Source organism: Massilia pinisoli (assembly GCF_024753285.1).
Lineage (GTDB): Bacteria > Pseudomonadota > Gammaproteobacteria > Burkholderiales > Burkholderiaceae_D > Telluria > Telluria pinisoli.
The window spans coordinates 159,439-182,780 of the sequence record NZ_JANUGW010000002.1 but is presented as its reverse complement, the minus strand read 5'-3'; the positions used below and the strand labels follow the sequence as shown (position 1 = coordinate 182,780).

At 70.0% G+C, this 23,342-nt stretch carries 22 protein-coding genes; 10 read left to right on the top strand and 12 right to left on the bottom strand.

Annotation, left to right across the window (positions count from 1 at the left end; all coding sequences use genetic code 11):
• Positions 1–139 precede the first annotated feature (139 nt).
• Genes NX784_RS03055 through NX784_RS03045 form a run of 3 tightly spaced genes read left to right on the top strand, consistent with a single transcriptional unit; the run spans position 140 to position 4,390 of the window.
• Positions 140–634 carry a (2Fe-2S)-binding protein gene (locus NX784_RS03055; protein ID WP_258815228.1) on the top strand — a complete coding sequence of 165 codons (495 nt, stop codon included), beginning with the start codon at positions 140–142 and terminating at the stop codon, positions 632–634.
• On the top strand, positions 631–2,883 hold the full coding sequence (locus NX784_RS03050) for a molybdopterin cofactor-binding domain-containing protein (protein WP_258815227.1): 2,253 nt from the start codon (positions 631–633) through the stop codon (positions 2,881–2,883). Before NX784_RS03055 ends, NX784_RS03050 begins: the two co-directional genes overlap by 4 nt.
• 4 nt (positions 2,884–2,887) lie before the next feature.
• On the top strand, positions 2,888–4,390 hold the full coding sequence (locus NX784_RS03045; RefSeq protein ID WP_258815226.1) for a tetratricopeptide repeat protein: 1,503 nt from the start codon (positions 2,888–2,890) through the stop codon (positions 4,388–4,390).
• A 135-nt stretch (positions 4,391–4,525) separates the two neighbouring features.
• Here NX784_RS03045 and NX784_RS03040 read toward each other — a convergent pair whose 3' ends face one another.
• Positions 4,526–5,131: an isochorismatase family protein gene (locus NX784_RS03040; protein WP_258815225.1), complete on the bottom strand. Its 606-nt coding sequence runs from the start codon at positions 5,129–5,131 to the stop codon at positions 4,526–4,528.
• 52 nt (positions 5,132–5,183) lie between these two features.
• A complete protein-coding gene (locus NX784_RS03035; RefSeq protein WP_258815224.1) occupies positions 5,184–5,543 on the bottom strand; it encodes a hypothetical protein in 360 nt (119 codons plus the stop codon).
• 221 nt (positions 5,544–5,764) lie between these two features.
• Here NX784_RS03035 and NX784_RS03030 point away from each other — a divergent pair, with 221 nt between their 5' ends.
• Together NX784_RS03030 and NX784_RS03025 are read left to right on the top strand one after the other, a co-directional pair.
• Positions 5,765–6,934 carry a pyridoxal phosphate-dependent aminotransferase gene (locus tag NX784_RS03030; protein ID WP_258815223.1) on the top strand — a complete coding sequence of 390 codons (1,170 nt, stop codon included), beginning with the start codon at positions 5,765–5,767 and terminating at the stop codon, positions 6,932–6,934.
• A 17-nt stretch (positions 6,935–6,951) separates the two neighbouring features.
• On the top strand, positions 6,952–9,180 hold the full coding sequence (locus NX784_RS03025; protein ID WP_258815222.1) for a hybrid sensor histidine kinase/response regulator: 2,229 nt from the start codon (positions 6,952–6,954) through the stop codon (positions 9,178–9,180).
• A 155-nt stretch (positions 9,181–9,335) separates the two neighbouring features.
• Here the strand turns inward: NX784_RS03025 and NX784_RS03020 are convergent, their stop codons facing one another.
• Together NX784_RS03020 and NX784_RS03015 are read right to left on the bottom strand one after the other, a co-directional pair.
• Positions 9,336–9,464 carry a hypothetical protein gene (locus NX784_RS03020; protein WP_258815221.1) on the bottom strand — a complete coding sequence of 43 codons (129 nt, stop codon included), beginning with the start codon at positions 9,462–9,464 and terminating at the stop codon, positions 9,336–9,338.
• Positions 9,461–10,222: a creatininase family protein gene (locus NX784_RS03015; RefSeq protein WP_258815220.1), complete on the bottom strand. Its 762-nt coding sequence runs from the start codon at positions 10,220–10,222 to the stop codon at positions 9,461–9,463. Before NX784_RS03015 ends, NX784_RS03020 begins: the two co-directional genes overlap by 4 nt.
• An 89-nt stretch (positions 10,223–10,311) precedes the next feature.
• Here NX784_RS03015 and NX784_RS03010 point away from each other — a divergent pair, with 89 nt between their 5' ends.
• Positions 10,312–11,937: a Na+/H+ antiporter gene (locus tag NX784_RS03010; RefSeq protein WP_258815219.1), complete on the top strand. Its 1,626-nt coding sequence runs from the start codon at positions 10,312–10,314 to the stop codon at positions 11,935–11,937.
• A 7-nt stretch (positions 11,938–11,944) separates the two neighbouring features.
• Here the strand turns inward: NX784_RS03010 and NX784_RS03005 are convergent, their stop codons facing one another.
• On the bottom strand, positions 11,945–12,259 hold the full coding sequence (locus tag NX784_RS03005; RefSeq protein WP_258815218.1) for a hypothetical protein: 315 nt from the start codon (positions 12,257–12,259) through the stop codon (positions 11,945–11,947).
• A gap of 98 nt (positions 12,260–12,357) precedes the next feature.
• Here NX784_RS03005 and NX784_RS03000 point away from each other — a divergent pair, with 98 nt between their 5' ends.
• Positions 12,358–13,485, top strand: coding sequence for a DNA topoisomerase IB (locus tag NX784_RS03000; protein WP_258815217.1), 1,128 nt, complete (start codon positions 12,358–12,360; stop codon positions 13,483–13,485).
• Here the strand turns inward: NX784_RS03000 and NX784_RS02995 are convergent, their stop codons facing one another.
• Together NX784_RS02995 and NX784_RS02990 are read right to left on the bottom strand one after the other, a co-directional pair.
• The gene (locus NX784_RS02995; protein ID WP_258815216.1) at positions 13,486–14,391 is read right to left on the bottom strand and encodes a pyridoxamine 5'-phosphate oxidase family protein; all 906 of its coding nucleotides are present in this window, start codon (positions 14,389–14,391) and stop codon (positions 13,486–13,488) included.
• A 6-nt stretch (positions 14,392–14,397) separates the two neighbouring features.
• Positions 14,398–14,997, bottom strand: a complete 600-nt coding sequence (locus tag NX784_RS02990; RefSeq protein WP_258815215.1) for a glutathione S-transferase family protein — start codon at positions 14,995–14,997, stop codon at positions 14,398–14,400.
• Positions 14,998–15,096: 99 nt separating this feature from the next.
• Here NX784_RS02990 and NX784_RS02985 point away from each other — a divergent pair, with 99 nt between their 5' ends.
• Complete coding sequence (locus NX784_RS02985; protein ID WP_258815214.1) at positions 15,097–15,990, top strand: LysR family transcriptional regulator; 894 nt, start codon at positions 15,097–15,099, stop codon at positions 15,988–15,990.
• A gap of 3 nt (positions 15,991–15,993) precedes the next feature.
• Here the strand turns inward: NX784_RS02985 and NX784_RS02980 are convergent, their stop codons facing one another.
• Complete coding sequence (locus NX784_RS02980; RefSeq protein ID WP_258815213.1) at positions 15,994–16,530, bottom strand: pyridoxamine 5'-phosphate oxidase family protein; 537 nt, start codon at positions 16,528–16,530, stop codon at positions 15,994–15,996.
• 139 nt (positions 16,531–16,669) lie between these two features.
• Here NX784_RS02980 and NX784_RS02975 point away from each other — a divergent pair, with 139 nt between their 5' ends.
• Complete coding sequence (locus tag NX784_RS02975) at positions 16,670–17,368, top strand: aspartate/glutamate racemase family protein (protein ID WP_258815212.1); 699 nt, start codon at positions 16,670–16,672, stop codon at positions 17,366–17,368.
• A 3-nt stretch (positions 17,369–17,371) separates the two neighbouring features.
• On the opposite strand, the gene NX784_RS02970 is transcribed toward NX784_RS02975, so the two are convergent.
• The gene (locus NX784_RS02970) at positions 17,372–18,760 is read right to left on the bottom strand and encodes an FAD-binding oxidoreductase (protein ID WP_258815211.1); all 1,389 of its coding nucleotides are present in this window, start codon (positions 18,758–18,760) and stop codon (positions 17,372–17,374) included.
• 164 nt (positions 18,761–18,924) lie between these two features.
• On the opposite strand from NX784_RS02970, the gene NX784_RS02965 reads away from it, so the two are divergent.
• Positions 18,925–21,072 (top strand): hybrid sensor histidine kinase/response regulator, encoded by a 2,148-nt coding sequence (locus tag NX784_RS02965; RefSeq protein ID WP_258815210.1) that lies wholly within the window; start codon positions 18,925–18,927, stop codon positions 21,070–21,072.
• A 73-nt stretch (positions 21,073–21,145) separates the two neighbouring features.
• On the opposite strand, the gene NX784_RS02960 is transcribed toward NX784_RS02965, so the two are convergent.
• The 3 genes from NX784_RS02960 to NX784_RS02950 all read right to left on the bottom strand — a co-directional run bounded on the left by NX784_RS02960 (position 21,146) and on the right by NX784_RS02950 (position 23,244).
• A complete protein-coding gene (locus NX784_RS02960; protein WP_258815209.1) occupies positions 21,146–21,508 on the bottom strand; it encodes a hypothetical protein in 363 nt (120 codons plus the stop codon).
• Positions 21,509–21,524: 16 nt separating this feature from the next.
• Complete coding sequence (pncB, locus tag NX784_RS02955; RefSeq protein WP_258815208.1) at positions 21,525–22,712, bottom strand: nicotinate phosphoribosyltransferase; 1,188 nt, start codon at positions 22,710–22,712, stop codon at positions 21,525–21,527.
• Positions 22,713–22,785: 73 nt separating this feature from the next.
• Complete coding sequence (locus NX784_RS02950; RefSeq protein WP_258815207.1) at positions 22,786–23,244, bottom strand: SET domain-containing protein; 459 nt, start codon at positions 23,242–23,244, stop codon at positions 22,786–22,788.
• Positions 23,245–23,342: the final 98 nt, after the last annotated feature.

Genomic DNA, 23,342 nt, shown 5'->3' with positions numbered 1-23,342 from the left:
GGTCGCTGCGTGTCGGACCGCGCCAGTATGTCACACCGGCCGGATTTGATGCGAAAAATGCCAAAACGTTGCTCGTGACGGGGCCGTTTGGTTTAGCATGGCACAGTTTGAGTCCGGCACCGAATCCATCCCACGAGACATGAGTAAATACACACTGCACGTCAACGGCAAGGCCCGCGCCGTCGACGTCGAAGCGGACACCCCGCTGCTGTGGGCACTGCGCGATACCCTGGGCCTCCCCGGCACGAAATACGGTTGCGGCGTGGGTGCCTGCGGGGCGTGCACCGTGCACGTGGACGGCCAGCCGGCGCGCGCGTGTCAGTTGCCGGTCAGTAGCATCGGCAAGCGCCGCATCACCACGATCGAAGGCCTCGACGCGCACGCCATGCATCCGCTGCAGCAGGCGTGGGTCGAACTGGACGTGCCCCAGTGCGGCTATTGCCAGGCCGGGCAGATCATGTCGGCGTGCGCGCTGCTGAAACAGCATCCGCGCCCCACCGACGCACAGATCGACGAGGCGATGGCGGGCAACCTGTGCCGCTGCGCGACGTACGTCCGCATTCGCGCCGGCATCCACCGCGCCGCCGATATCGCCGGCGCCGCCGCGGCCAACCCCGCCAAGGACAAGGCATGAGCCGCGCGCCGACCTCCCCCTCGCGCCGCCGCTTCCTCGGCCACGCCGCCGGCGCCGCCCTGCTGCTGGGCGTCCTGCCCGATGGCGCGATCGCAGCTCCGGCCGGTGCCGACCAGGACGCGGGTGCCGATTTCGTCCCGAACGCGTTCATCCGTATCGGCACGGACGGCCGCGTGACGCTCGTGTCGAAGCAGCCGGAAATCGGCCAGGGCATCAAGACGTCGCTGCCGATGGTGCTGGCCGAAGAGCTCGACGTCGACTGGCAGTCGGTGCGCGTCGTGCAGGGCGACCTGAACCCGATCTACGGTTCGCAGGGCGCGGGCGGCTCGACGTCGACGCCCACGAACTACGACAACTTCCACCGCCTCGGCGCCACCGCGCGCGCGCTGCTCGTGCGCGCCGCCGCGCAGACGTGGAACGTGCCGGCGTCCGCATGCCGCACGGAGAACGGCGCCGTCGTGCATGGCGCGAGCGGCCGCAAGCTGGGCTACGGCGCCCTCGTGCGCACGGCCGCGGCGCTGCCCGTGCCGCCCGCCGCGGAAGTCATCGTGAAGGATCCGAAGTCGTACCGCCTGCTCGGCACGCGCGTGGGCGGCGTCGACAACCCGGCAATCGTCGCGGGCGAACCGCTGTTCGGCATCGACACCCGCCTGCCCGGCATGCTGTACGCGACGTACGTGAAATGCCCCGTCCTCGGCGGGCGTCCCGTCGAGGCGAACCTGGATGTCGTCAAGGCGATGGCCGGCGTGAAGGCCGCGTTCATCGTCGAGGGCACGGAAAACCTGAACGGCCTGCGGCCAGGCGTCGCCATCGTCGCCGACTCGACGTGGAACGCGTTCCGCGCCGGCAAGAAGCTGCAGGTGGCCTGGGACGAAGGCGACGGCGCGCGGCACACCTGGTCGGGCTTCCTCGCGCAGGCGCATGCGGCGAGCGGCCAGCCTGCCGCCGCCGTCATGCGCAGCGACGGCGACGTGGAAGCCGCCCTCGCCGGCGCCGCACGCACCGTCGAGGCGAACTACGTCTACCCGTTCATCTCGCATGCGAGCATGGAACCGCAGAACTGCACGGCGTGGTTCAGGCCGGCCGACGGTACGCTCGAACTGTGGGCGCCCACGCAGAACCCGGGCGCGGGCCAGGCGCTCGTGTCCACCACCTTCAACATCCCGAAGGACAAGATCACCGTCCACATCACGCGCAGCGGCGGCGGCTTCGGGCGCCGGCTGTCGTCCGACTTCATCGTGGAGGCGGCCGCCATCGCGCAAAAAGTGAAGGCGCCCGTCAAACTGACGTGGATGCGCGAGGACGACCTGCGCCACGACCACTTCCGCGCGGGCGGCTTCCACTTCCTGCGCGGCGGCGTCGACGAGCAGGGCAAGGTCGTCGCGTGGCACGACCACTTCGTCACGTTCGCCAACCGCGTCGAGAAGAAGGAAAACGACGGCGGCACGGCGAGCGTGCTGCAGCCGGGCAGCGGCGCGAACCTGTCCGGCGACGAATTCCCCGGCCGCTGGGTCGCCAACTGCCTGATCGAACAGACGCCGCTCGAATGCCGCATCCCGATGGGTCCGTGGCGCGCGCCGGGCAGCAACGTGTTCGCGTGGGTCTTCCACAGCTTCATCGACGAACTCGCGCACGCGGCGGGGCGCGACCCCATCGCGTTCCGCCTCGACCTCCTCGGCGACAAGGACCTCGTGGCCGGCACGGGCGAGCGCGGCGTGCCGTACAACGTGGGTCGCATGCGCCACGTGCTGCAGGCGGTGGCGGAAAAATCCGGCTGGGGCCAGCGCAAGTTCGCGCGCGGCCAGGGCGCCGGCGTCGCGTTCCACTTCAGCCACCGGGGCTATGTCGCCGAAGTGGCCGAAGTCACCGTGTCGCGGGAAGGCCGGCTGCGCGTGGACCGCGTCGTCGTCGTCGCGGACATCGGCGCGCAGATCGTGAACCTGTCCGGCGCGGAGAACCAGGTGCAGGGCTCCGTCATCGACGGCCTGTCCACGCTGATGTATCCCGCGCTCGACATCGACAAGGGCCGCATCGTGCAGAGCAACTTCCACGACTACCCGCTGCTGCGCATGCCCGATACGCCGACCAAGATCGAGGCGCATTTCCTCAAGACGGACTACCCCGTCACGGGCCTGGGCGAACCCGTGTTCCCGCCGCTCGCGCCGGCCGTCTGCAACGCGATCTTCGCCGCGACGGGCAAGCGCGTGCGCGAACTGCCGCTCGCGAAGGCGGACCTGTCCTGGAGCTGAGCGGGTGACGACGCCCGACGTGTCCGACCTGCTGGGCCAGGCCGTCCGCCTGCACCAGCAGGGCCGGCTCGACGACGCGCACGCGCTGTACCGGCGCGTGCTGGAGCTCGATGCGCGCCAGTTCGACGCGCTGCACCTCGTGGGCGTGATCGAACGCCAGCGCGGCCGGCCCGCGCGCGCCGTCGAACTGATCGAGGAAGCCCTGCGCATCGACCCGCGGCAACCGCGCGCCCACTGCAACCTGGGCGCTGCGCTGCAGGACCTGGGCCGGACCGACGCGGCGCTGGCCAGCTACGAGGCGGCGCTGCGCCTGGACCCCGGCTATGCACTCGCCTGGGACAACCGCGGCAACACGCTGCGCCGGCTCGGGCGGATGCAGGACGCGCTGGACAGCTACGAACGCGCCCTCGGCATCGCCCCGGCGCTGGCCGACGCATGGTGCCACCGCGCCATCGCGTTGCACGACCTGGGGCGCCACGCCGACGCGGCCGCGAGCGCCGAACAGGCCCTGACGCTGCGGCCCGCGCATGCCGCCGCCCTCGTCGCGCTGGGCCACGCGCTGCAGGCGCAGGGCCGGCACGCGGCCAGCGTCGACGCCTACGACCGCGCGCTCGCGCTGGCGCCGCAGGCCGACACGTGGTGCGCGCGCGGCGCCGCGCTGAAGAAATCGGGCGACCTGGCTGGCGCGCTGCACAGCTACGAACGGGCGCTGGCCTCGAGGCCCGACTATGCGCTGGCCGAGCACTACCGCGCGAACACGCTGCGTGCGCTGGGGCAGCGCGACGCGGCCGTGGCGGCCTACCGGCGTGCGCTCGCGCTGGGCGCGGACGCGGACGACATCCGGTTCGCGCTGGCCGCGCTGGGCGAGGCGGACCAACCGGATGCGGCGCCCGCCGACTACGTGAAACATCTGTTCGACCAGTACGCGGGCCATTTCGACCGCCACCTCGTCGACGTCCTCGGCTACCGCACGCCGGCACTGCTGGACGCGCTGCTGCGCCCGCACTTGGGGCCGCTGCCGCTGGACGCCGCGCTGGACCTGGGCTGCGGCACGGGCTTGTGCGCCCCCTTCCTGCGGCCGCTGGCGCGCCACGTGACGGGCGTCGACCTGTCGCAGCGGATGCTGGACAAGGCTGCTGAACTCGGGCTGTACGACGAACTCGCGTGCGCCGACATCGTCGACTGGCTGGCGGCGCGCACGGCGCCGTGCGACCTCGCCGTCGCGGCCGACGTGCTCGTGTACCTCGGCGACCTGGCGCCGCTGTTCGCCCGGATGCGGCGCGTGCTGCGCGCGGGCGGCGTGTTCGCGCTGTCGTGCGAGGCGCTGCCCGGCGACGGTGCCGGGCCAGGGTATGCGCTGCAGCCGTCGAACCGGTTCGCGCACGCGCTGGCGTACGTGACGGAGACGGCGCAGGCGGCGGGGTTCGCGGTCGTCGCGACGCAGCAGGCGGTGCTGCGGCGCGATCACGGGCGGGACGTCGAGGGTTACCTCGTACTGCTGTCGTAGGGTGGACGGCTCGCCGTCCACGCGTTCAACGAACCCGTGCATCGACGCGACGAATCGGCCACACGTATCACTCCGTGCGCCGACGCGACGAATCTGACGTCACGTATCACCGCGTGGACGGCAAAGCCGTCCACCCTACGCCACAGACAAAGCGACCATCCCGAACTCGCCCAGCCGCACCGGTACCGCGCCACGCGCCACCATGCGGTCGAGCGCGTGCCGGCCGTCGCCCGGGTGCACGTCGACGGCGCGCATGGCTTCCGGCACGACGAGTGTCGTGAACCCCTCTTCCAATGCGTCCGTGACGGTGTTCAGCACGCAGTAATCCGTGGCGAGGCCCACCACCGTCACGCGCTCCACGCCGCGGGCGCGCAGTTGGGTGGCCAGGTCGGTGCCGCCGAACGCGGAATAGGCGTCGACGGCGGCCGTGTCGGCCTTCGAGATGACGATGGCGTCGTCCGGCAGCGCCAGCTCGGCCGCAAACTCGGCGCCCGGCGTGCCGGCCACGCAGTGCGGCGGCCACGGTCCGCCCTGCGCCTGGAACGAGCAGTGATCGTGCGGGTGCCAGTCGCGCGATGCGAACACGGGCAGGCCTTGCGCGCGGTACAGCTCGATCAAGTGGTTGATGGGTGCGACGACTTCATGGCCGCCGGCCACCCCCAGCGCCCCGCCGGGCAGGAAGTCGGCCTGCATGTCGATGACGAGCAGGGCGTCACGCTTGTCGAGGTGGATCGCACTCATGTCGTTTCTCCGAAAGCGGCGGTGCGCCGCGACACCTTATTGTCGCGCAAACTCAGTGGCGCGTCCGGCGCGCGGCGATCGCGGCCGCGGATGCCGGGTCGGGGTCGTGGCCGCCCAGCCGGTCGAGGATCGCGGCGGCCCGCTCGGCCAGGCCCGCGTCGGCCGCGTTCACCGTCACCTGGCAGTCGCGCACGTCGTCCTGCGCGACGGGCGCGTACGTGTGCGAATACGCGGTCTTGCCCGTGACGGCGGGCGAATCGCCCACCGTGAAATTGCCCTGCACGGGACCGCTCTCGTCGATGCGGACGTCGATCGCGACGTCGTCGGCCGCGATGCCCGCGGCCAGCAATTCCTGGCGCGCCTGCTCGGCCGCGGTGACGTGCTTGAACGTGCGTACGATGGCTTGCTGCATGGTGTCCTCCTGCTTGGATTCGCTTGCCCCCACCGTACCAGAATCGCGCGCCCGGCGTCGCTCGTCCCGCTTTCGGACAATGATTTCTTTTATGCAACCAGCATTGTCAGTCGAATATTCATCCGTGCGGCATGGTTTTACCGCTTTAGTACAATCAGGAAACACCATGCCCTTGCAACCGTGCCTTGATTTTTCTACAACATTATTCCCAAGAGAGAACAATGAAAATTTCAGCCCGGATCGCCTCTTCCCGTCCCCTCGCCACGACAGCCATGCACGGCCGCGTGGAAACGCTGCGCAACGAGGGCCAGCCTGTGATCGATTTCTCGATCGCCATCTCGCACTTCCCCGCGCCCAGGCCCGTGCTGGACGCCGTGAACAAGGCCGTCGAGCGCCAGCGCATCATGCCCTACACGAGCGTCGTGGGCGCGCTCGACGTGCGCGCGGACCTGGCGGCCAAGCTGCGCGCGGAAAACGGGGTCGCCGCGAGCCCCGACGAGATCATCGTGACGAACGGCGCGAAGCAGGGCTTGTACGAAGCGCTCTATACGATGGCCGATCCGGGCGACACGCTCCTCGTGTTCGTGCCGCATTGGCCCGCATATGTTGCTACGTCACAACTCCTAGGCTTGCGCCCCATTCTGGCCGACTTGCCTGAGGAAATCACGCCCGCCTTCCTGGATGGGCTCGGCCAGCCGGACATCGTCATCATCAATAACCCGCACAATCCCACCGGCAAGGTGTACACTCGCCGGGAACTGGAACACCTTGCTGCATGGGTGGCGCGCATCGGGGCGCGGGTGATCGTCGACGAAAGCTACGAGCACCTGATCTTCGAAGGCGGACACGTGAGCCTGGCGGCGTTGTGCGACTGGCGGAAGATCGGCGTGGTCACGCTGTTTTCGGCCTCGCAAAGCTATGCCATGATGGGCTGGCGGGTCGGCTTCGCGCTGGCGCCCGCGGAGGTGGTCAACGCAATGCAGACGCTGCAGGGTCCGATCACGGCGGCCGCGCCGCATTTGTCGCAGGTGGCGGCGAGCGTCGCCTTCGCGACGGGCGCCCCGCGCGCGATGATGGCGGACTACCGTGAACGGCGCGACCTGGCGGTGCGGCTGTTTGCCGAGGTCCCCTGGATCGTCATGCATGCGCCGGCATCCGGTCCGTACCTGTGGGGCGACGTACGCAGCCTGACGCTGGACACCGTCGGCTTCGCCGAAGCGCTGATCGAGGAAAAGAAGGTGGCCGTCATGCCGGGCGAGGCGCTGGGCGTGCCGGGCTTCATCCGCCTCGGCTATATTTCGGACGACGTGCCGACGCTGTGCGAAGGCTTCCGCAGGATAATCGAATTTGGTGAAGCGTTTGCCGCTCACGAGGCGGCAGATAGAAAATAGATAAGATGACATCTGGCTTGAGCCGCTTTCGGCTGAACAGCCTGCGCAGCCGGCTCATGTTGCTGGTCGCGCTGGCGATCACCCCGTTGGCGGTAATGACGATCCTGTCCGGCATCCGCGAACGCGAGCATGCCATCAAGGCATCCGAAGAAAACCTGCGCCGCCTGACGGGCATGGCCGCCGCCAACGAAGCGCAATCGATCGAGGGCGCGCGCCAGATCCTCGTCGACCTGGCCAGCGTCCCCGACCTGATGGGCGACACGGCCAAGTGCACGTCGCTGCTGTCCGACGTCCTCGACCGCAACGAAGGCTTCGTCAATTTCGGCCTCATCCAGCTGAACGGCGACGTCACGTGCAGCGCCGTGCCGCTGTTGCACCCCGTCAACCTGGGCGACCGCAGCCACTTCCGCCGCGCCATCTCGGAGCGCCGCTTCATCGCCGGCGACTATGTGTTCGGCCGCGTCATCAAGAAGCACACGATCAACCTCACCTACCCCGTCATCGACCGCAGCGGCAAGGTGCTGGCCGTCGTGTTCGCGGCGATGGACCTGGAAGGCCTCGACACCTTCATCAACGACATCAACCTGCCGCCCGGCTCCGTGCTGGCGACGGCGGACGCGCGCGGCACCATCATCTCGCGCCGCCCCGACCCGGAACGCTACTTCGGCACCAAACTGTCGCCCGCCACCTTGGAAGCGATGAACACGGCGGGCCAGCGCGCCGTGACGATCCGCGGCGAGGACGGCATCGAGCGCCTGCACACGTTCGCCCGCGTGGGCGCGCCCGCGCTGACCGAGTACACGGTCACGATCGGCATCCCGACGGAGACGATCGTCTCGGCCGCGCGCCACGACCAGATCATGTCGCTGCTGGGCCTCGGCGCCACCACCTTGCTCGCGCTGCTGGCCGCGTGGCTCGTCGGCGACGTGCTGATCGTCCAGCGCGTGCGCAAGCTGATGGGCACGGCCGAACGCATCGCCGCGGGCGACCTCGAGGCGCGCTCCGGCATCGCCTATGGCCACGAGGAGATCGGCAACCTGGCGCTGGCGCTGGACCGCATGGCGGCCGCGCTGCAAAAGAAGGAGACCGCGCGGTCGCTCGCCGAGCGCGAGCTGCGCGCCGCGGACCAGCGCAAGGACGAATTCCTCGCGATGCTCGCGCACGAGCTGAGGAACCCGCTGGCGCCGATCAGCACGGGCGCGCACCTCCTGAAGCTGCTGCACTCCGATAACGCCCAGATCACGCAGACCTGCTCCATCATCGTGCGCCAGGTCGACCACATGACGAGCCTCGTCGACGACCTGCTGGACGTGTCGCGCGTGACGCGCGGGCTCGTGTCGCTGTCGACGCAGGTGCTGGACTTCAAGCGCGTCGTCGACGATGCGGCCGAGCAGATCCGGCCCCTGATCGCCGCGCGCCGGCACCGCGTCGTGATCGAGCTGCCGCCCGCGCCCGCGTACGTCAAGGGCGACCACAAGCGCCTCGTGCAGGTGTGCGCGAACCTGCTCAACAACGCGACCAAGTACACGCCGGAAGGCGGCACGCTCCAGCTGCGCGTGGACGCCGATGGCGACGACTACGTGCTGACGGTGGCCGACGACGGCATCGGCATGGAGCCTGCGCTCGTCGAGCGCGTGTTCGACCTGTTCACGCAGGCCGAGCGCACGCCGGACCGGTCGCAAGGGGGCCTCGGCCTCGGGCTGGCCCTCGTGAAGAGCCTCGTGGAACTGCACGGCGGCGAAGTGAAGGCGTACAGCGCGGGCTTGGGCAAGGGCTCCACGTTCACCGTGCGCCTGCCCCGCTACACGCAGGACGTCGTGCTGGCGCCCGCGCCCGTCGTCGGCGAACGCCACGGCGACGGCGGCGTGCCGCTGCGCATCCTGCTCGTGGACGACAACGTCGACGCCGTGCACACCTTGCAGCTGTTCCTGCGCTCCGGCGGGCACCGGGTCGAAGTCGCGTATTCCGCCACCGACGCGCTGGAACTCGCGAAGACGTTCGTGCCGGAAGTGTGCCTGCTCGACATCGGCCTGCCCGATTTCGATGGCAACGAACTGGCACGCCGTCTGCGCCTGTTGCCCCAGGCGGCCGGCTCCACGTTGATCGCGATGACGGGCTACGGCCGCCAGCAGGACCGCGACGCGTCGATGGCGGCCGGGTTCGATCACTACCTCGTCAAGCCCGTGAATACGATGCAGCTTGCCGACATCCTCGCGGCCGCCGCCGAGGCGAATATCCGAAGGTAGACGGTAGGGTGGACAGCTCGCTGTCCACGCGCTCAACCTGCCGTCGATCAGCCGGCGCGTCATCCTTGGCCACGCACAAGCTGGCTGGACGCGTGGAGTCATTGAGTCCGGGCGACTCAATGACCAGCCGTCCACCCTACCGCACATCGTTCAGCTCACCGCCCCGCGTGCCGTTTCAACCATTCCCGCTGCGCCTGGGCGATCCGGTCCGCCTCCGCGCCCGTCCCCCGCTCGACGCCGTCGACGACCGGATCCTTGAACGCGACGGCCGACAAGCGCGTCACTGCGCCGGATCCGCCCCGTCCAGCACCGCCAGCGCCGTGCGGTTGTACAGCGCCGCGTCGGCCGGCGTGTCGGCCGTGTTCGCGGGCGCCGTCGCGTACGTGCCCGCCACGAGGTCGGGCCGCAGGAACAGGATGCGGCTCGTCTCCGACATCCCCGCATGCGCCTCGAAGTGTCCCTCTTCCTTCATGGCCGCAGCTGGGCGCGCCCGCGCGGCTTCCGTGTCGCCCAGCAGCAGGCCGGGCAGGTTCAGCATCGTGCCGCCATACGTGTCGTGGAAATAATCGCCGGCCTGGTCGAGCATCAGGTTGTGCAAGGGCGAGCCGTGGTTGTGCATCACGAAGATCCAGCGGAAGCCCTGCTCGCCCAGCGCGCTGGCGAGATCCATGTAGGTGCCGCGCTCCGTTTCCGGGCGCACCGTGTACGAGCCGGGGAACACGTGGCGCCCGCCGAGGACGTTCGCGCCGGACGTGCCGAGGGGGATCGTGGGGAATCGCAGGACCTTCCAGCCGGGCCGCGCGACGATCGCCTCCGCGAGCGACTGCGTCCACCACTCGTTCATCAACGTGTCCGTCCCGGACGGGAGCAGCGGCCCGTGTTCCTCGAGGATGCCGCCCGTCAGGACGACGGCCGTGTGCGCGCGGTCAAGCGCCCCGATCTGGGCCGCGTTCATGTCGGCCACGTGGTAGACCTGGGCCGCGGCGGCGGTGGACAGCGCGGCCAGCACGGATGCCGGCAGCATACGCAACGTGGATGTCATGGCGTCTCCCGCAGATGTCAATACATGCGAGCATACCGTACCTCGCTCATCAAGCCCATCCCGTATCATCGGCACGGAAAGGAGGTGCCATGGAGACCGTCGAAGTCGTGCTGGCGATGCTGGTCGCCGTGATCGCCAGCGCCTACCTGGCGCGCCTGCTGCCCGTCGCGCTGCCGCTGCCGCTGATCCAGATCGCGCTGGGCGCCGTGATCGCGGGCGTGTTCCGCCACGGTGTCGCGCTCGACCCGGACATCTTCTTCCTGCTGTTCCTGCCGCCGCTGCTGTTCGTGGACGGCTGGCGCATCCCGAAGATCGGGCTGTTCCGCGACAGGGCCACGATCCTCGAGCTGGCGCTGGGCCTCGTCGTGTTCACCGTCGTCGGCGCCGGCTGGCTGCTGCACTGGATGATCCCCGCGATGCCGCTGGCCGTCGCGTTCGCGCTGGCCGCGATCGTGGCGCCCACCGACCCCGTGGCCGTGTCGTCGATCACGGCGCGCGTGCCGATGCCGCCGCGCCTGCAGCACATCATCGAGGGCGAGAGCCTGCTCAACGATGCGAGTGGCCTCGTGTGCTTCCGCTTCGCCGTGGCCGCCGCCGTGACGGGGCAGTTCTCGCTGGCGCGCGCGAGCCTGACGTTCCTGTGGATGGCGCTCGCGGGCATCGCGGCCGGCGTGGCGATCACGTTTGCCATCACGCGCGCGCACGGCCTCCTGCAGCGCCGCTTCGGCGAGGAGGACGGCGTGCCCGTGCTCATCAACCTGCTGACGCCGTTCGGCGCGTACCTCGTGGCCGAGCGCCTGAACGCGTCCGGCATCCTGGCCGCGGTCGCGGCGGGCGTCACGATGAGCTACCTGGAACTGTCCGGCGCCGCCACGCCCAGTACGCGCATCCGCCGCAACGTCATCTGGGACGCGCTGCAGTTCACCTTGAACGGCACCATGTTCGTGCTGCTGGGCGAGCAGTTGCCCGACATCGCGCGCGGCGCCCTGCACCCGGACGGCGGCGCGCCGTTCGGCCTCGCGTGGCTCGCCGGCCGCGCGCTTGCGCTGAGCGTGGGCCTCGTGCTGCTGCGCTTCGCGTGGGTCTGGATCTCGCTGCAACTCACGCTGCTGAACCGCAAGCGGCTCGGGCGGCAGGTGTTCAAGCCGCGGCTGCGCGTGATGCTCGCCACGTCCATGTCCGGCGTGCGCGGGGCGCTGACGATGGCGGGCGTCATGACCTTGCCGCTGGCCTTGCCGAACGGCGATCCGTTCCCGGCCCGCCAGCTGGCGATCTTCCTGGCCGCCAGCGTGATCGTGTTCTCGCTGCTGCTGGCCAGCGCCGCGCTGCCCGCCGTGCTGCGCGGCCTGACGATGCCGGACGAGCCGGAAGCGACGTGCAGCGAGGACGACGCGCGCCACGCGGCAACGCAGGCGGCGGTCACCGCGCTGGAACAGGCGCAGAAAGCCGATGCCGGCACCGCGGACCAGCACGGCCAGGCCCTCGCGCACGTGCTGCGCCTGTACCGGCACCGCCTGGCGACGGCCGACGCCGCGGTCGGCCACAGCGACGCGCAGGCGCTGCAGCGCACGGAACGCGCCTACCGTCTGCTCGCGCTGAACGCCGAGCGCGACACGGTGCTGCGCCTGGCCCGCCGCATGGACATCTCGGACGAGACGGCGCGCAAGCTGCTGCGCCAGATCGACCTGCTGGAAGCGCGCTACCAGCAGGATTGACGGCGGCTCATCGTGCGCCGCGGTCGCCGAGGCTGCTCCTCAGCCAGTCGCGCCCGCGCGCATCGAGCGCGGCCGCGATGACGTCGGGCGGCAGGCTGTACACGGTCGCCCACGTCGCGCGGCCGTCCGGGGCGTTCGACGGAAAACTCGTCGTCTCGATGGGCCAGTGGTATTTGCGCTTCAGGGCGCGGACGATGGCGGCCAGCGTCACGCGGCCGCGCAACGGTTCGGCGCCCGCCTGGTCGGCGTTCGACAGCAACACGGCGAGCACGAGGCCGCGCGCCGTGCGCGGGCCGGGGAAGATGGGGTTTTGTTTGGCCATGCCGCATTCTAACGGGCGCCGCACCCTACGTTAGTTCCCGAACGGAGCGCGCCGGGCGCCGGCGTAGACTGGGCGCACCGCCCAACGACGAGCCCCCAATGAACAGCGAAGCCGCCTCCCCGGCCAGTGCCGTGCCGAACACCGATCCGCCCGCCGCCGCGAAGGCCGCGGGCCTGCGCTACGTCCACGACGACCGGCCCGGCATCTTGCGCGAGCCGGACGGCGAGGCTTTTCGCTACATCGACGCCAAGGGCGAACCCGTCGACGACGAGGCGACGCTGAAGCGCATCAAGTCGCTCGCGATCCCGCCCGCGTGGACGGACGTGTGGATCTGCCCCCAGGCCAACGGCCACCTGCAGGCAACGGGACGCGATGCGCGCGGGCGGAAGCAGTACCGCTACCACCCGAAATGGCGCGAAGTGCGCGATGAGGTGAAATACGAACGCATGATCAACTTCGGCAAGGCGCTGCCGAAGATCCGCAAGGAAGTCGACCGCGCGCTTGCCCTCCCCGGCCTGCCGCGCGAAAAAGTGCTGGCGACGATCGTCTACCTGCTGGAAGCGACGATGATGCGCATCGGTAACGACGAATACGCCCGCGAGAACAAGTCGTACGGCCTGACCACGTTACGCAACCGCCACGTCAAGATCGACGGCAGCGAAGTCGAATTCCGCTTCCGCGGCAAGAGCGGCGTCTACCACGACGTCAAGGTGCACGACCGGCGGCTGGCGCGCATCATCCAGCGCACGCGCGACCTGCCCGGCCAGGACCTGTTCCAGTACCTCGACGAGGACGGCGAGCGCCACACGGTAGGCTCTTCCGACGTGAACGACTACCTGCGCACGATCACGGGCGAGGACTACACGGCGAAGGATTTCCGCACGTGGTCCGGCACCGTCCTCGCCGCGATGGCGCTGCAGGAATTCGAGGCCGTCGATTCCGATGCGCAGGCCAAGAAGAACGTCGTGCGCGCCATCGAATCCGTCGCGGAGCGGCTCGGCAACACGCCGTCCGTGTGCCGCAAGTGCTACGTCCACCCGGCCGTGCTGGACGCCTATCTCGACGGCACGATGCTGGAAGGCTTGCGCGCCCGCGCGGAGGAAAGCCTCGTCCAGGACTTGCAGGACCTGCAGCCGGAAGAAGCGGCCGTGCTGGCGATGCTGGAACGCCGCCTCGCGCAGGAAACGGCGGACGCCAACCTCGCGGTCAAGCGCCGCGCCGCCTGATCATTCGCTGCGTTCGGCCAGCCCGAACGCGCCCGGCCGCAGCCAGCCCCGCTCGATGCGGAAGCGCCACACGCGCTCCACGGGCGGCACGCGGTCCGGCTCCGCCGCGGTCCAGTCGACGTCGACGCGGCCCTGCAGCTGCAGCATGTCTCCCGTCGCGACGTCGGCCAGCACGATCGCCGCGCGCGGCTCCGCGACGAAGTTCCCGAGCGTGTTGAAGTAGCGGTTGCCCGCGAAGTCCGGTACCGTCAACACGTCGCCGTCCAGCCGCGCGAAGCCGGCCGGGCCGCCACGGTGCGAGATGTCCAGGCCCGCGCTGGCGTCCTCCGCCCCGGCGCCGCTGGCGCTCGCGACAAACAACGTGGTCGCTTCCGCCAGCATGGCGCGCGCCCGGTCCGGGAAGTTGGTGCGGAACATCGTCACCGGGCCCACCGTGCGCTCGACCGGCACCAGCGAACGCACGTGGATGTAGCGCGGGCAGTTGCCGAACGATTGCGCGACGTCGACGGCGAATCCCGCATCGTCCACGTGCGCGACGATGCCGTTCAGGCGGTTGCGGCGGCGCGTCCCGAGGTCGATGCCCAGCATGCCGATGGGCGAGCCGGCCAGCAGGCGTGTCCGCACGGGATCGCACACCGTCGGCAGCGCGGCCACGTCGAGCCGCGCTGGGTCCGGCGAGCTGGCGAACCCCGGCGGCCCTTGCACGAGCGTCGCGAGCGGCCAGCCGTCGGCGTCCGCGACGGCCACGCAGACGAAGGACAGCAACGGGAAGAACGTGCGGTGCTGGTCCGGCATGCGGTTGCGGATCGGCGCGCTGAATGGTGAACTGAGCGGCTCGACGCCGGCCAGTGCCTGCGCGCGCAACTCGCCTTCATGGAACGGCATGGGAATGCGGTCGCCATCCATGATCGATTACTCCGCGGGCATCGGGACGAAGCCCGGCAGCGCCTGCATGCGGGCGATCCAGGCTTGCACGTGCGGATACGGATCCAGCGCGATGCCGCCCTCCGGCGCGTGGGCGACGTAGCTGTAGCAGGCGAGATCGGCGATCGTCGGCACGGTGGCCGCGAGCCAGTCGCGCGCCGCCAGCTCGCCGTCCATCAGCCCCAGCACGCGCGCGGCCAAGGTCTGCGACACGGCTGCGGGCACGCCCGTGTCGAAGAAGCGTTTGCAGATGCGCGCGCTGGCCGGGCCGAACGCGATCTCGCCCGCCGCCAGCGACAGCCAGCGCTGCACGCGCGCGGCGCCCACCGGGTCTTCCGGCAGCCATGCGGTGCCCGCACCGTAGCGCTTCGCGAGGTAGACGAGGATGGCATTGCTGTCCGCCAGCACGAGGTCGCCGTCCTGCAGCACGGGAATCTGGCCCAGCGGATTCAACGCGCGGAACGCCGGCGAAGCGCGCACGGCGGCCGGGCTGTCGGCGAATTCGTAGGGCAAATCGAGGAAGTGCAGGAACATCTGCACGCGGTGCGTGTGGCCGGACAGGCGGGTGCCGTGGAGGATGCGGGTCATGGTCGTCTCGCAGTGGTGGTGGATGCCGCCATCGTAGCGCGGACGCATTCTTACCGGAATCCGGCATAATGACAATTCAGCATTCCGATTAATGAAATAATGGACCGACTCGACGAGCTGCTCGTGTTCATCGCCATCCTCGACGCGGGCAGCATGGCGTCCGCAGCGCGCAAGCTGGGCCGCTCGCCGGCCGCCATCACGCGCATCCTGGGCCTGCTCGAGAGCCGCGCGGGCGCCCGGCTGTTCGAGCGCAGCACGCGCCGCCTGACGCCGACGGAAACGGGTTTGCGTCTCGCGGACCAGGCGCGCCGCCTGCTGGCCGACTACGACACGGCCCTGCAACCGCCGGGTGCCGCCGCACCGCGCGGCCTGCTGCGGCTGACGGCGCCCACCGTGTTCGGCCGGCGCCACGTGGCGCCCGTCGTCACGCGCTTCCTCGCACTGCACCCGGACATCCAGGTCGACCTGACGCTGTCCGACCGCAACGTCGACCTGATCGAGGACGACATCGACGCAGCCGTGCGCATCGGCCCGCTCGCGCACGTGAGCCTCGTCGCGCGGCGACTGGGCGAAGTCAGGCGGATGACGGTGGCGAGCCCCGCCTACCTCGACCGGCACGGCACGCCGCACGTGCCGGCCGACCTCGCGGGCCACGAGTTGATCATGTCGACCTCGGTGCGCAGCGTGGCCGAATGGCGCTTCCGCGGCGAAGGCCGCGAGCACGTGGTGCGCTACGCCCCGCGCCTGCGCATGAACGACGTGGAGGCCATGCTCGCGGCCACCCGCGACGGCTTCGGCATCGCCCGCGCGCTGTCGTACCAGGTGGAGCCGGACCTGCGGGCCGGCCTGCTGCGCCGGCTGCTCGCCGACTACGAGCCGGAAGCCCTGCCCGTCCACCTCGTGCTGCGCAGCAGCCGCCACATGGCGCCGCGGCTGCGCGCGTTCGTCGACTTCGCGGTGGGGGAATTCGCGGCGGTGGCCGTGATCCGCTGACCGTCAGAACGCCAGGCGGCCTTCGATCGAATCGTCGAGCGTCTTGCCGACGAGCGCACCGACGGCGATCTTGGCACCGACCACGAGGCTGCCGTGCTTGTTGTCCCAGTAATACCCCGTTTGCGGGGTGAAGCGGATGACGCTGATGCGCGGGTCGTCCTCGCCTTCCGTGAACCACGTCTTGAGCATCGGATTCCACAACGCGTGGATGCGGGCGCGGTCCTGCAGGATGTCGGCGCGGCCTTCCAGTTCGAGGAAGCCGGCGTGGGCATCGCGCTGGAAGTACAGCTTGACGGCCGGGTTCGCGGCCAGCTCGTGGTTCTTGTGGCTGTCGTTCGCGCTGAGGAACCACAGATTGCCCGCGTCGTCCGTCTCGCGCACGCTCATCGGGCGCACGCCGTTCGTCGAGCCGGTCGAGCCGGCCGTGCAAAAGAAACAGGTGTCCGCGTCGTCCGTCATGTCCTTCACGCGCTGGATCGCATCGCGGCCCGCGAGATCGCGGCGGTTCGCTTCGGGCTGGTTGCGGTTGATCGAATCCATGGTTGCCTCCAAAAGGCCGGGATGGCCGTCGTCGCGCATGGTCGGTCCCGCACGCGCGCGCGTCTGTGCGCGGGCGCACGGCAGCACCACGTTTATCTTCTGGATATACTGGACGGCTCGACCTCGACAGGAGACGTGCATGGCGCAGAAGATCATCGGTATGCTGGGCGGGATGAGCTGGAAAAGCTCGGCCGAATACTATCGCCTCGTCAACGAGGGCGTGCGCGACCGCCTGGGCGGCCTGCACTCGGCGCGCTGCCTGATGTGGTCGTTCGACTTCGACGACATCGCCGTGCTGCAGCGCGAGGACCGCTGGGACGAAGCAGCCGACCTGATGGTCGAGGCGGCGCCGCGGCTGGAACGGGGCGGTGCCGACTTCCTCATCATCTGCACGAACACGATGCACAAGGCGTACGACCGCATGCGCGCCGCCGTCGACCTGCCGCTGCTGCACATCGCCGACCCGACGGCCGCGCGCATCAAGGCGGCCGGCCACCAGCGCGTCGGCCTGCTGGGCACCGCGTTCACGATGGAACAGGATTTCTACAAGGGCCGCCTCGCCGACCTGCACGGACTCGACGTGATCGTGCCCGACGCCGCCGACCGCGCGACCGTGCACCGCATCATCTACGACGAACTCGTGCAGGGCAAGGTCGACGCGGCGTCGCGCGACGCCTACCGCGCCGTGATCGGGCGCCTCGTCGCCGCGGGCGCGGAGGCGATCATCCTCGGCTGCACGGAGATCATGCTGCTCGTCGGCCCCGAGGACAGCCCCGTGCCGCTGTACGACACGACGGGGCTGCACGCGGCGGCGGCCGTCGAGCTGGCGCTGGGGTGACGCCTACCCGGCCGGCGGGATGTTGTGGTTGAAGCGGAACAGGTTGTCCGGGTCGTAGCGCTGCTTGACCTGCACGAGCCGGTCCCAGTTCGGCCCGTAGGCTTCGTGGATGCGCGTCTCCTCGTCCTGCGTGAGGAAGTTGATGTAGACGCTGCCCGCCGCGTACGGCGCGACGGCCGCGAAGAACTCGCGCGCCCAGCCCACGCAGCGCGCATCGTCGGCCGCGTCGGCCCAACGCCCGTGCACGTTCATCGCATACGTCACGTTGCGGTGCGGGTACGCCGTCGCGTCGACGGCCGGTTCGTTGGCGCGCCCGCCGATGAGACCCAGGAAGATTTCGCACTGCGGCGACGGCACGCTGCCGGCGTAGCGCAGCACGACGTCGATCGCGTCGTCCGACAACGTCGTGAAATTATGCGATTTCCAGTAATTGCGCGCGCCCGGCGCAAGCAGCGGGTCGAAGGTCTGCTGCCACGCGGCATACGGCACGGCGCCGACGTGTTCGCCCAGCACGGTGCCGAACGCGCGCACGGGTTCAAACGCCGGCAACGCGGCGTCCGGCGGCCGCGGCGAGAACACGGCCAGCGCGACGATGTCCTGGCCGTGCACGTCCGCCGGCAGGAACGGCAGCGGCGGCGCCTTGCGCAGCACGGCCCAGATCGAGACGTCGTTCGGCAAGGTGTCCACGTAGTCGCGGTAGCGGCGCAGCACGTCCCGCCCTTCCGCCGCGGCAAACACGACCAGCCCGGCCGTGACGGCCGGCCCGACGGCGTGCAGCGCGAACTCGAAGCGGGTGACGACGCCGAAGTTGCCGCCGCCGCCGCGGATGGCCCAGAACAGGTCGGGTTCCGCGCGCGGCCCGATGTGGCGGCGGCGCGCGTCGGCCGTGACGATGTCGGCGCCGACCAGATTGTCGACCGTCAGGCCCAGCATGCGCGACAGCCAGCCGAAGCCGCCGCCCAAGGTGAGCCCGGCCACGCCGGTCGTGGAATTGATGCCGAGGGGAACGGCGAGGCCGTACGCCTGCGTCTCGTGGTCGACGTCGCCCAGCAGCGCGCCGCCGTCGACCCAGGCGAGGCGCGCGTCCGGATCGACGTGGACGCGGCGCATCGCCGACAGGTCGATCACGAACCCGTCGTCGCATACGGCATTGCCGGCGATATTGTGGCCGCCGCCGCGCACGGCCAGCGGCAGGCCGTGGTCGCGCGCGAACGCGACGGCCGTGCAGACGTCGGCCGTGCCGGCACAGCGATGGATCAGCGCCGGGCGCCGGTCGATCATCGCGTTCCAGACCTGCCGCGCGCCATCGTAGTCGGGGTCGCCCGGCAGCAGCACGGAGCCCCGCAGGGCGGCCTTCAGGCCGTCCAGCACATCCGGTTTCATTTGCGTCATCGCGTCCTCCACCCGGCGAACCCGGCAGGTGGCGGCCGCCATCCGCCCGCGCCCTCCTTGCAGCATAGGCGCTCGCGCGGGATGTGCAAGCAATGACGACCGTCCCGGCGCGCCGCACGCAGACACGCACGTATAATTGTCGACTTTGGATTCCGGGATTCCCCATGCGCGCTCAACGCGGGCCCACGCTGTCGCTTCGCCACCTGCTGATCGCATTGACGGCGATCGGCCTGCTGCCGCTGGCCGCGCTGGGCGCCTGGAGCGTGCACCTTGCCGCCGAGTACCACCAGAGCGAACAGGAACGCACCCTGCTCGACCTGGCGCGGGCGCTGTCGAGCGCCGTCGACGCGGAACTGGACGGCACCGTCGCCACCCTCGCGAGCATGGCGCGCACGCCGGCGCTCGAGGCGGGCGACCTGGCCGCCTTCTATCCGATCGCCCGCGACCAGGCGCGCGCGCAGACCGAATGGCTGGGCGTGACCCTGGCCGGCAGCGACGGCCGCATGGTGTTCCGCACGACGGCACCGTACGGCGCGGCGCCGCAGCCCATCGCCGACCCGTCCAGTCTGCGCCTGGCGCTCGTGCTGCGCCGTCCCGTGATCGGCCACGTGGCGCGCGGCCAGGGCGGACGCGCCGCCGTCCCCGTGCGCTATCCCATGACGGACGTGCATGGCCGGCCGTACGTGCTGACGGCGATCGTCCAGCCCGACCGCATCATGCGCGTCGTCACGCGCCAGCAGGTGCCGCCCGGGTCCGTGATCACGGTGCTGGACGGCGACGGCGCCATCGTCGCCCGCTCGAAAGGCGGACAAGACCTCATTGGCACCGTGCCCAGTCCTTCGCTTGCGCGCCTGATCCGGCTGAACGGTCCGGAAGGCGCGGGCCAGACGCAGTCCATCGAAGGCGCGACGCTGGCGTCGGCCTACACGCGGCTGTCGCGCTACGGCTGGACGGTCGCGGTCGGCGCGCCGCCCGTCGGCTGGGCGGGCGGTCCCACGGAAGGCTTCAAGTGGTACGGCGCGGGCATCGTGCTGTCGCTGGCGCTGAGCATCGGCCTCGCGTCGCTGCTGGCCCGGCGCATCGTGCGCCGCATCGCCGCCGTCGAGGCGGGCGCCGCGGCGCTGGGCGCGGGCACGGAGCTGGCCCTGCCCCATTCGCGCATCCGTGAGATCGACGCGATGGGCACTGCGCTGGCGGCGGCCGGCGCGCGCCGCGCCGCCCATGAACAGGAACGGGGCCGCCTGCTGGACTCGCTCGCCGACGCGCTGGCGCGGCGCGAGGACGCGCTGGAACAGGCGCGCCAGGCCGGCCGCGCCAAGGACGAATTCCTCGCCGTGCTGGGGCACGAGTTGCGCAATCCGCTGGCGCCGATCGCGGGCGCGCTCGACCTGATGGACCTGCGCGGCGACGGCGCCGGCCTGCGCGAGCGCGGCATCATGCGGCGCCAGGTGGAGCACCTGAAACACCTCGTCGACGACCTGCTCGACGTGTCGCGCATCGCGTCCGGCAAGCTGCGCATCGACGTGCGCCCCGTCGACCTGGCGGCCGTCGTGCGCCACGCCGTCGTCGCCCTGCCCGACCAGCCGATCCGCGTGCAGGCGCCGGACGTGTTGTGGGTCGACGGCGACGAGCACCGCCTTGCCCAGGTGCTCGGCAACCTGCTGTCGAATGCCGCCCGCTTCGGCAGCACGGATACACGCGTCACCCTCGACCGCGCGGACGGCGCGGCGCGCCTGGTCGTGGTCGACAACGGCGTCGGCATGGAGGCAGGCCTCGCAGCACGCGTATTCGAGCCGTTCTACCAGGCGCCGCAACCGCTCGTGCGCCACGCCGGCCTGGGCCTGGGTCTCGCCATCGTGCACCGCATCGTCGAGCTGCACGGCGGCCGTGTGAGCGCGCACAGCGACGGCCCCGGCCTCGGCAGCCGCTTCGAGATCCGGTTGCCGCTGGGCGCGCCCGCGTGCGCGACACCGCCCGCCGCCGTGCACGCGGCCGCGCAGGCGCTGCGGGTGCTCGTCGTGGACGACAACGAAGACGCTGCCGCCCTCACGGCCGCCGTCCTGCGCGAGCTGGGGCACGACGTGCGCACGGCACACACGGCGGCGGCCGGGCTGGACGTGCAGCGGCATGGCCGCCCGACGCGGCGATCCTCGACATCGGCCTGCCCGACATGGACGGCTACGCGCTGGCCGCCGCCATGCGCCGCGCCGCAGAGGGGCCGCTGCGGCTCGCCGCCCTCACCGGCTACGGCCGCCAGGCGGGTGTGGCCGCACATGCGCAAGTCGACATCGCCGTGTTCGACCTGCACCTGACCAAGCCGGCCAGCGTGGACGATTTGCGGCGGGCGCTGGAGGCGGGCGACGCCTGAGCGGGCGCCGGCCTCGTTCAGTGCTTCTCGTCTGCGGGTGCCTGCGGCGGGAAGTTGCCGTACATCGCGTTGCAGTCCTTCTCCGTCGGCTGCCCGGCGGCCGCCTGCGCTTTGCGCGCCGCTTCCAGCGCGCGCTGGAACGCCTCGGTCTTCATCAGGCCGGCCGCCCACGCGCGGGTCGGCTCGTCCCAGCCGCTGACCCAGGAACGGGCCACCGCGTCCTTCAGGTTCGGGTGCCTCGTTTCGCAAGCCTCGCCGACGGCCTTCATCTGCGCGAGGTAGCGTGTCGCCTGCTCGGGCGACATGACGTCGTCGGCCAGCGCCAAGCCTGCCGCCGCGGCCAGCAAGGCGCCAACGAAGGCGCGGTTCGTTCTCTTCATCGTCACGATCCTTTGTTTAAATGCGCTGGTCGAACACCTGCCGGAGGTACGCGATGAACGTCTCGTCCGTGGAAAAGCCCTTGCCGGGGCTGTCGGACAGCTTGGCGACGGGCTGGCCGTTGCAGCGCGTGAGCTTCATGACGATGTTCAGCGGCTCGAATTGCGTGTCGTTCGTCAGCTTGGTGCCGATGCCGAAGCCCGTCATCACACGGTCGGCGAAGTGGCGGTACAAGGAGAGCGCCTTCGGCACGGTGAGCGCGTCGGAGAACACGAGGCGCTTCGTGCGCGGGTCGATGCGCAGCTTCGCGTAGTGCGCGAGGGCCTTTTCGCCCCACGCCACCGGGTCGCCGGAATCGTGGCGCAGGCCGTCGAACAGCTTGGCGAAGTACAGGTCGAAGTCGCGCAGGAAGGCATCCATGCCGACGACGTCCGTCAGTGCCGTACCCAGGTCGCCACGGTATTCCTGCACCCAGTCTTCCAGCGCCTTTTTCTGGAAATCGCGCAGGCGCACGTCGAATGACTGGAACGCCTGCATGTATTCGTGCGCCATTGTCCCGATCGGCACGAGGTCGAATTTTTTCGCCAGGTACACGTTCGACGTGCCCTTGAAAAACTGCGGCAGCTCGCGAGCGAGCGTGGCCACCACTTCCTCGTGCCAGTCGCCGGAGAAACGGCGGCGCACGCCGAAATCGAAGAACTCGAACGGATTCAGCCGCTTCGGCTCCTGCTCGAATGCACGGAACTCATCGATCTTCTGCGCCAGCCGTTCGCGCGCCACGGTCAGCGCGGCCTGCTGGTCGAAGCGGCGGAAATACAGTTCGTTGACGATGTACAGCACGAAGATCTCGAAGCCCATCACGTGCACGATGGGGCCGCTGGCGCGGATGCGCAGGTGCGGGCCGTCCGTGTCGACGTGGATGAACTTGCGCTGGAAACGGAACAAGGTGAGAAAGTCGGCGAAGTCGCTTTTGATGAAGCGCAGCGACCGCATGTAATCGACGTCCTCTTCGCTGAACATCAGCGTGCACAGATGGTCCAACTCCCGTTCGACGTCGTCTTTCAGCTCGGCCAGCGGATACGCGGGCGTGTTGCGGCACTTGAACTCGTAATCGCCGGTGGCGTTCGGGTGCATGTGCATCAGCGCCTGCCACATCGTGAATTTGTAGAGATCGGTTTCGAGCAGGCTGCGGACGACGGGTTTCATGGGCAGGGTGGTTCGTATTGTCGGTGTTGTCGGTGCGATCGGTCGGCCTACGTGCCGGGCCGCGGCGGCTGCCTCAGGCCGAGGCGCCGGCGGCCTTGCGGCTGCGCTTCTTCGGGGCCAGCATGGTGCCCGAGCAGGCCGGCGTACCGCAGCGGCATGCGAACAGGCGCTTCAGCGCGGGCGTGTGGCGTTCGTCGTAGATCAGCGCATAGTTGTAGTTCAGTTCTTCGCCTGCGTCAATGTCGCGCAGGGCGTGGATGTACACGCGGCCGTCGTCTTCGTAGGCTTCGCAGTTGGGTTCGCACGCGTGGTTGATCCAGCGGGCATCGTTGCCGCGCCGGCCGCCGTCGATCACGTTGCCGTCGGCGAGGCTGAAGTAGAACGTATGGTTGATGGGGCCGCCCCGTTCGGCGGCGCGGCGCGTGGCGTCGTCCCACGTGATGCGCTCGCCGCGGTATTCGATGATGCGTTCGCCGGCCGCGATCGGGCGCAGCGCGAACACGCCCTTGCCGTGCACGGGCGATTGGCGCACCTCGTAAGCAACGGTGCGTGCCGGCGTGGAGGCTGACTTGGCGGCTGGCTTTGCCGCGGACTCGCCGCCGGTTTTGCCGCCGGTTTTGCCGCCGGCTT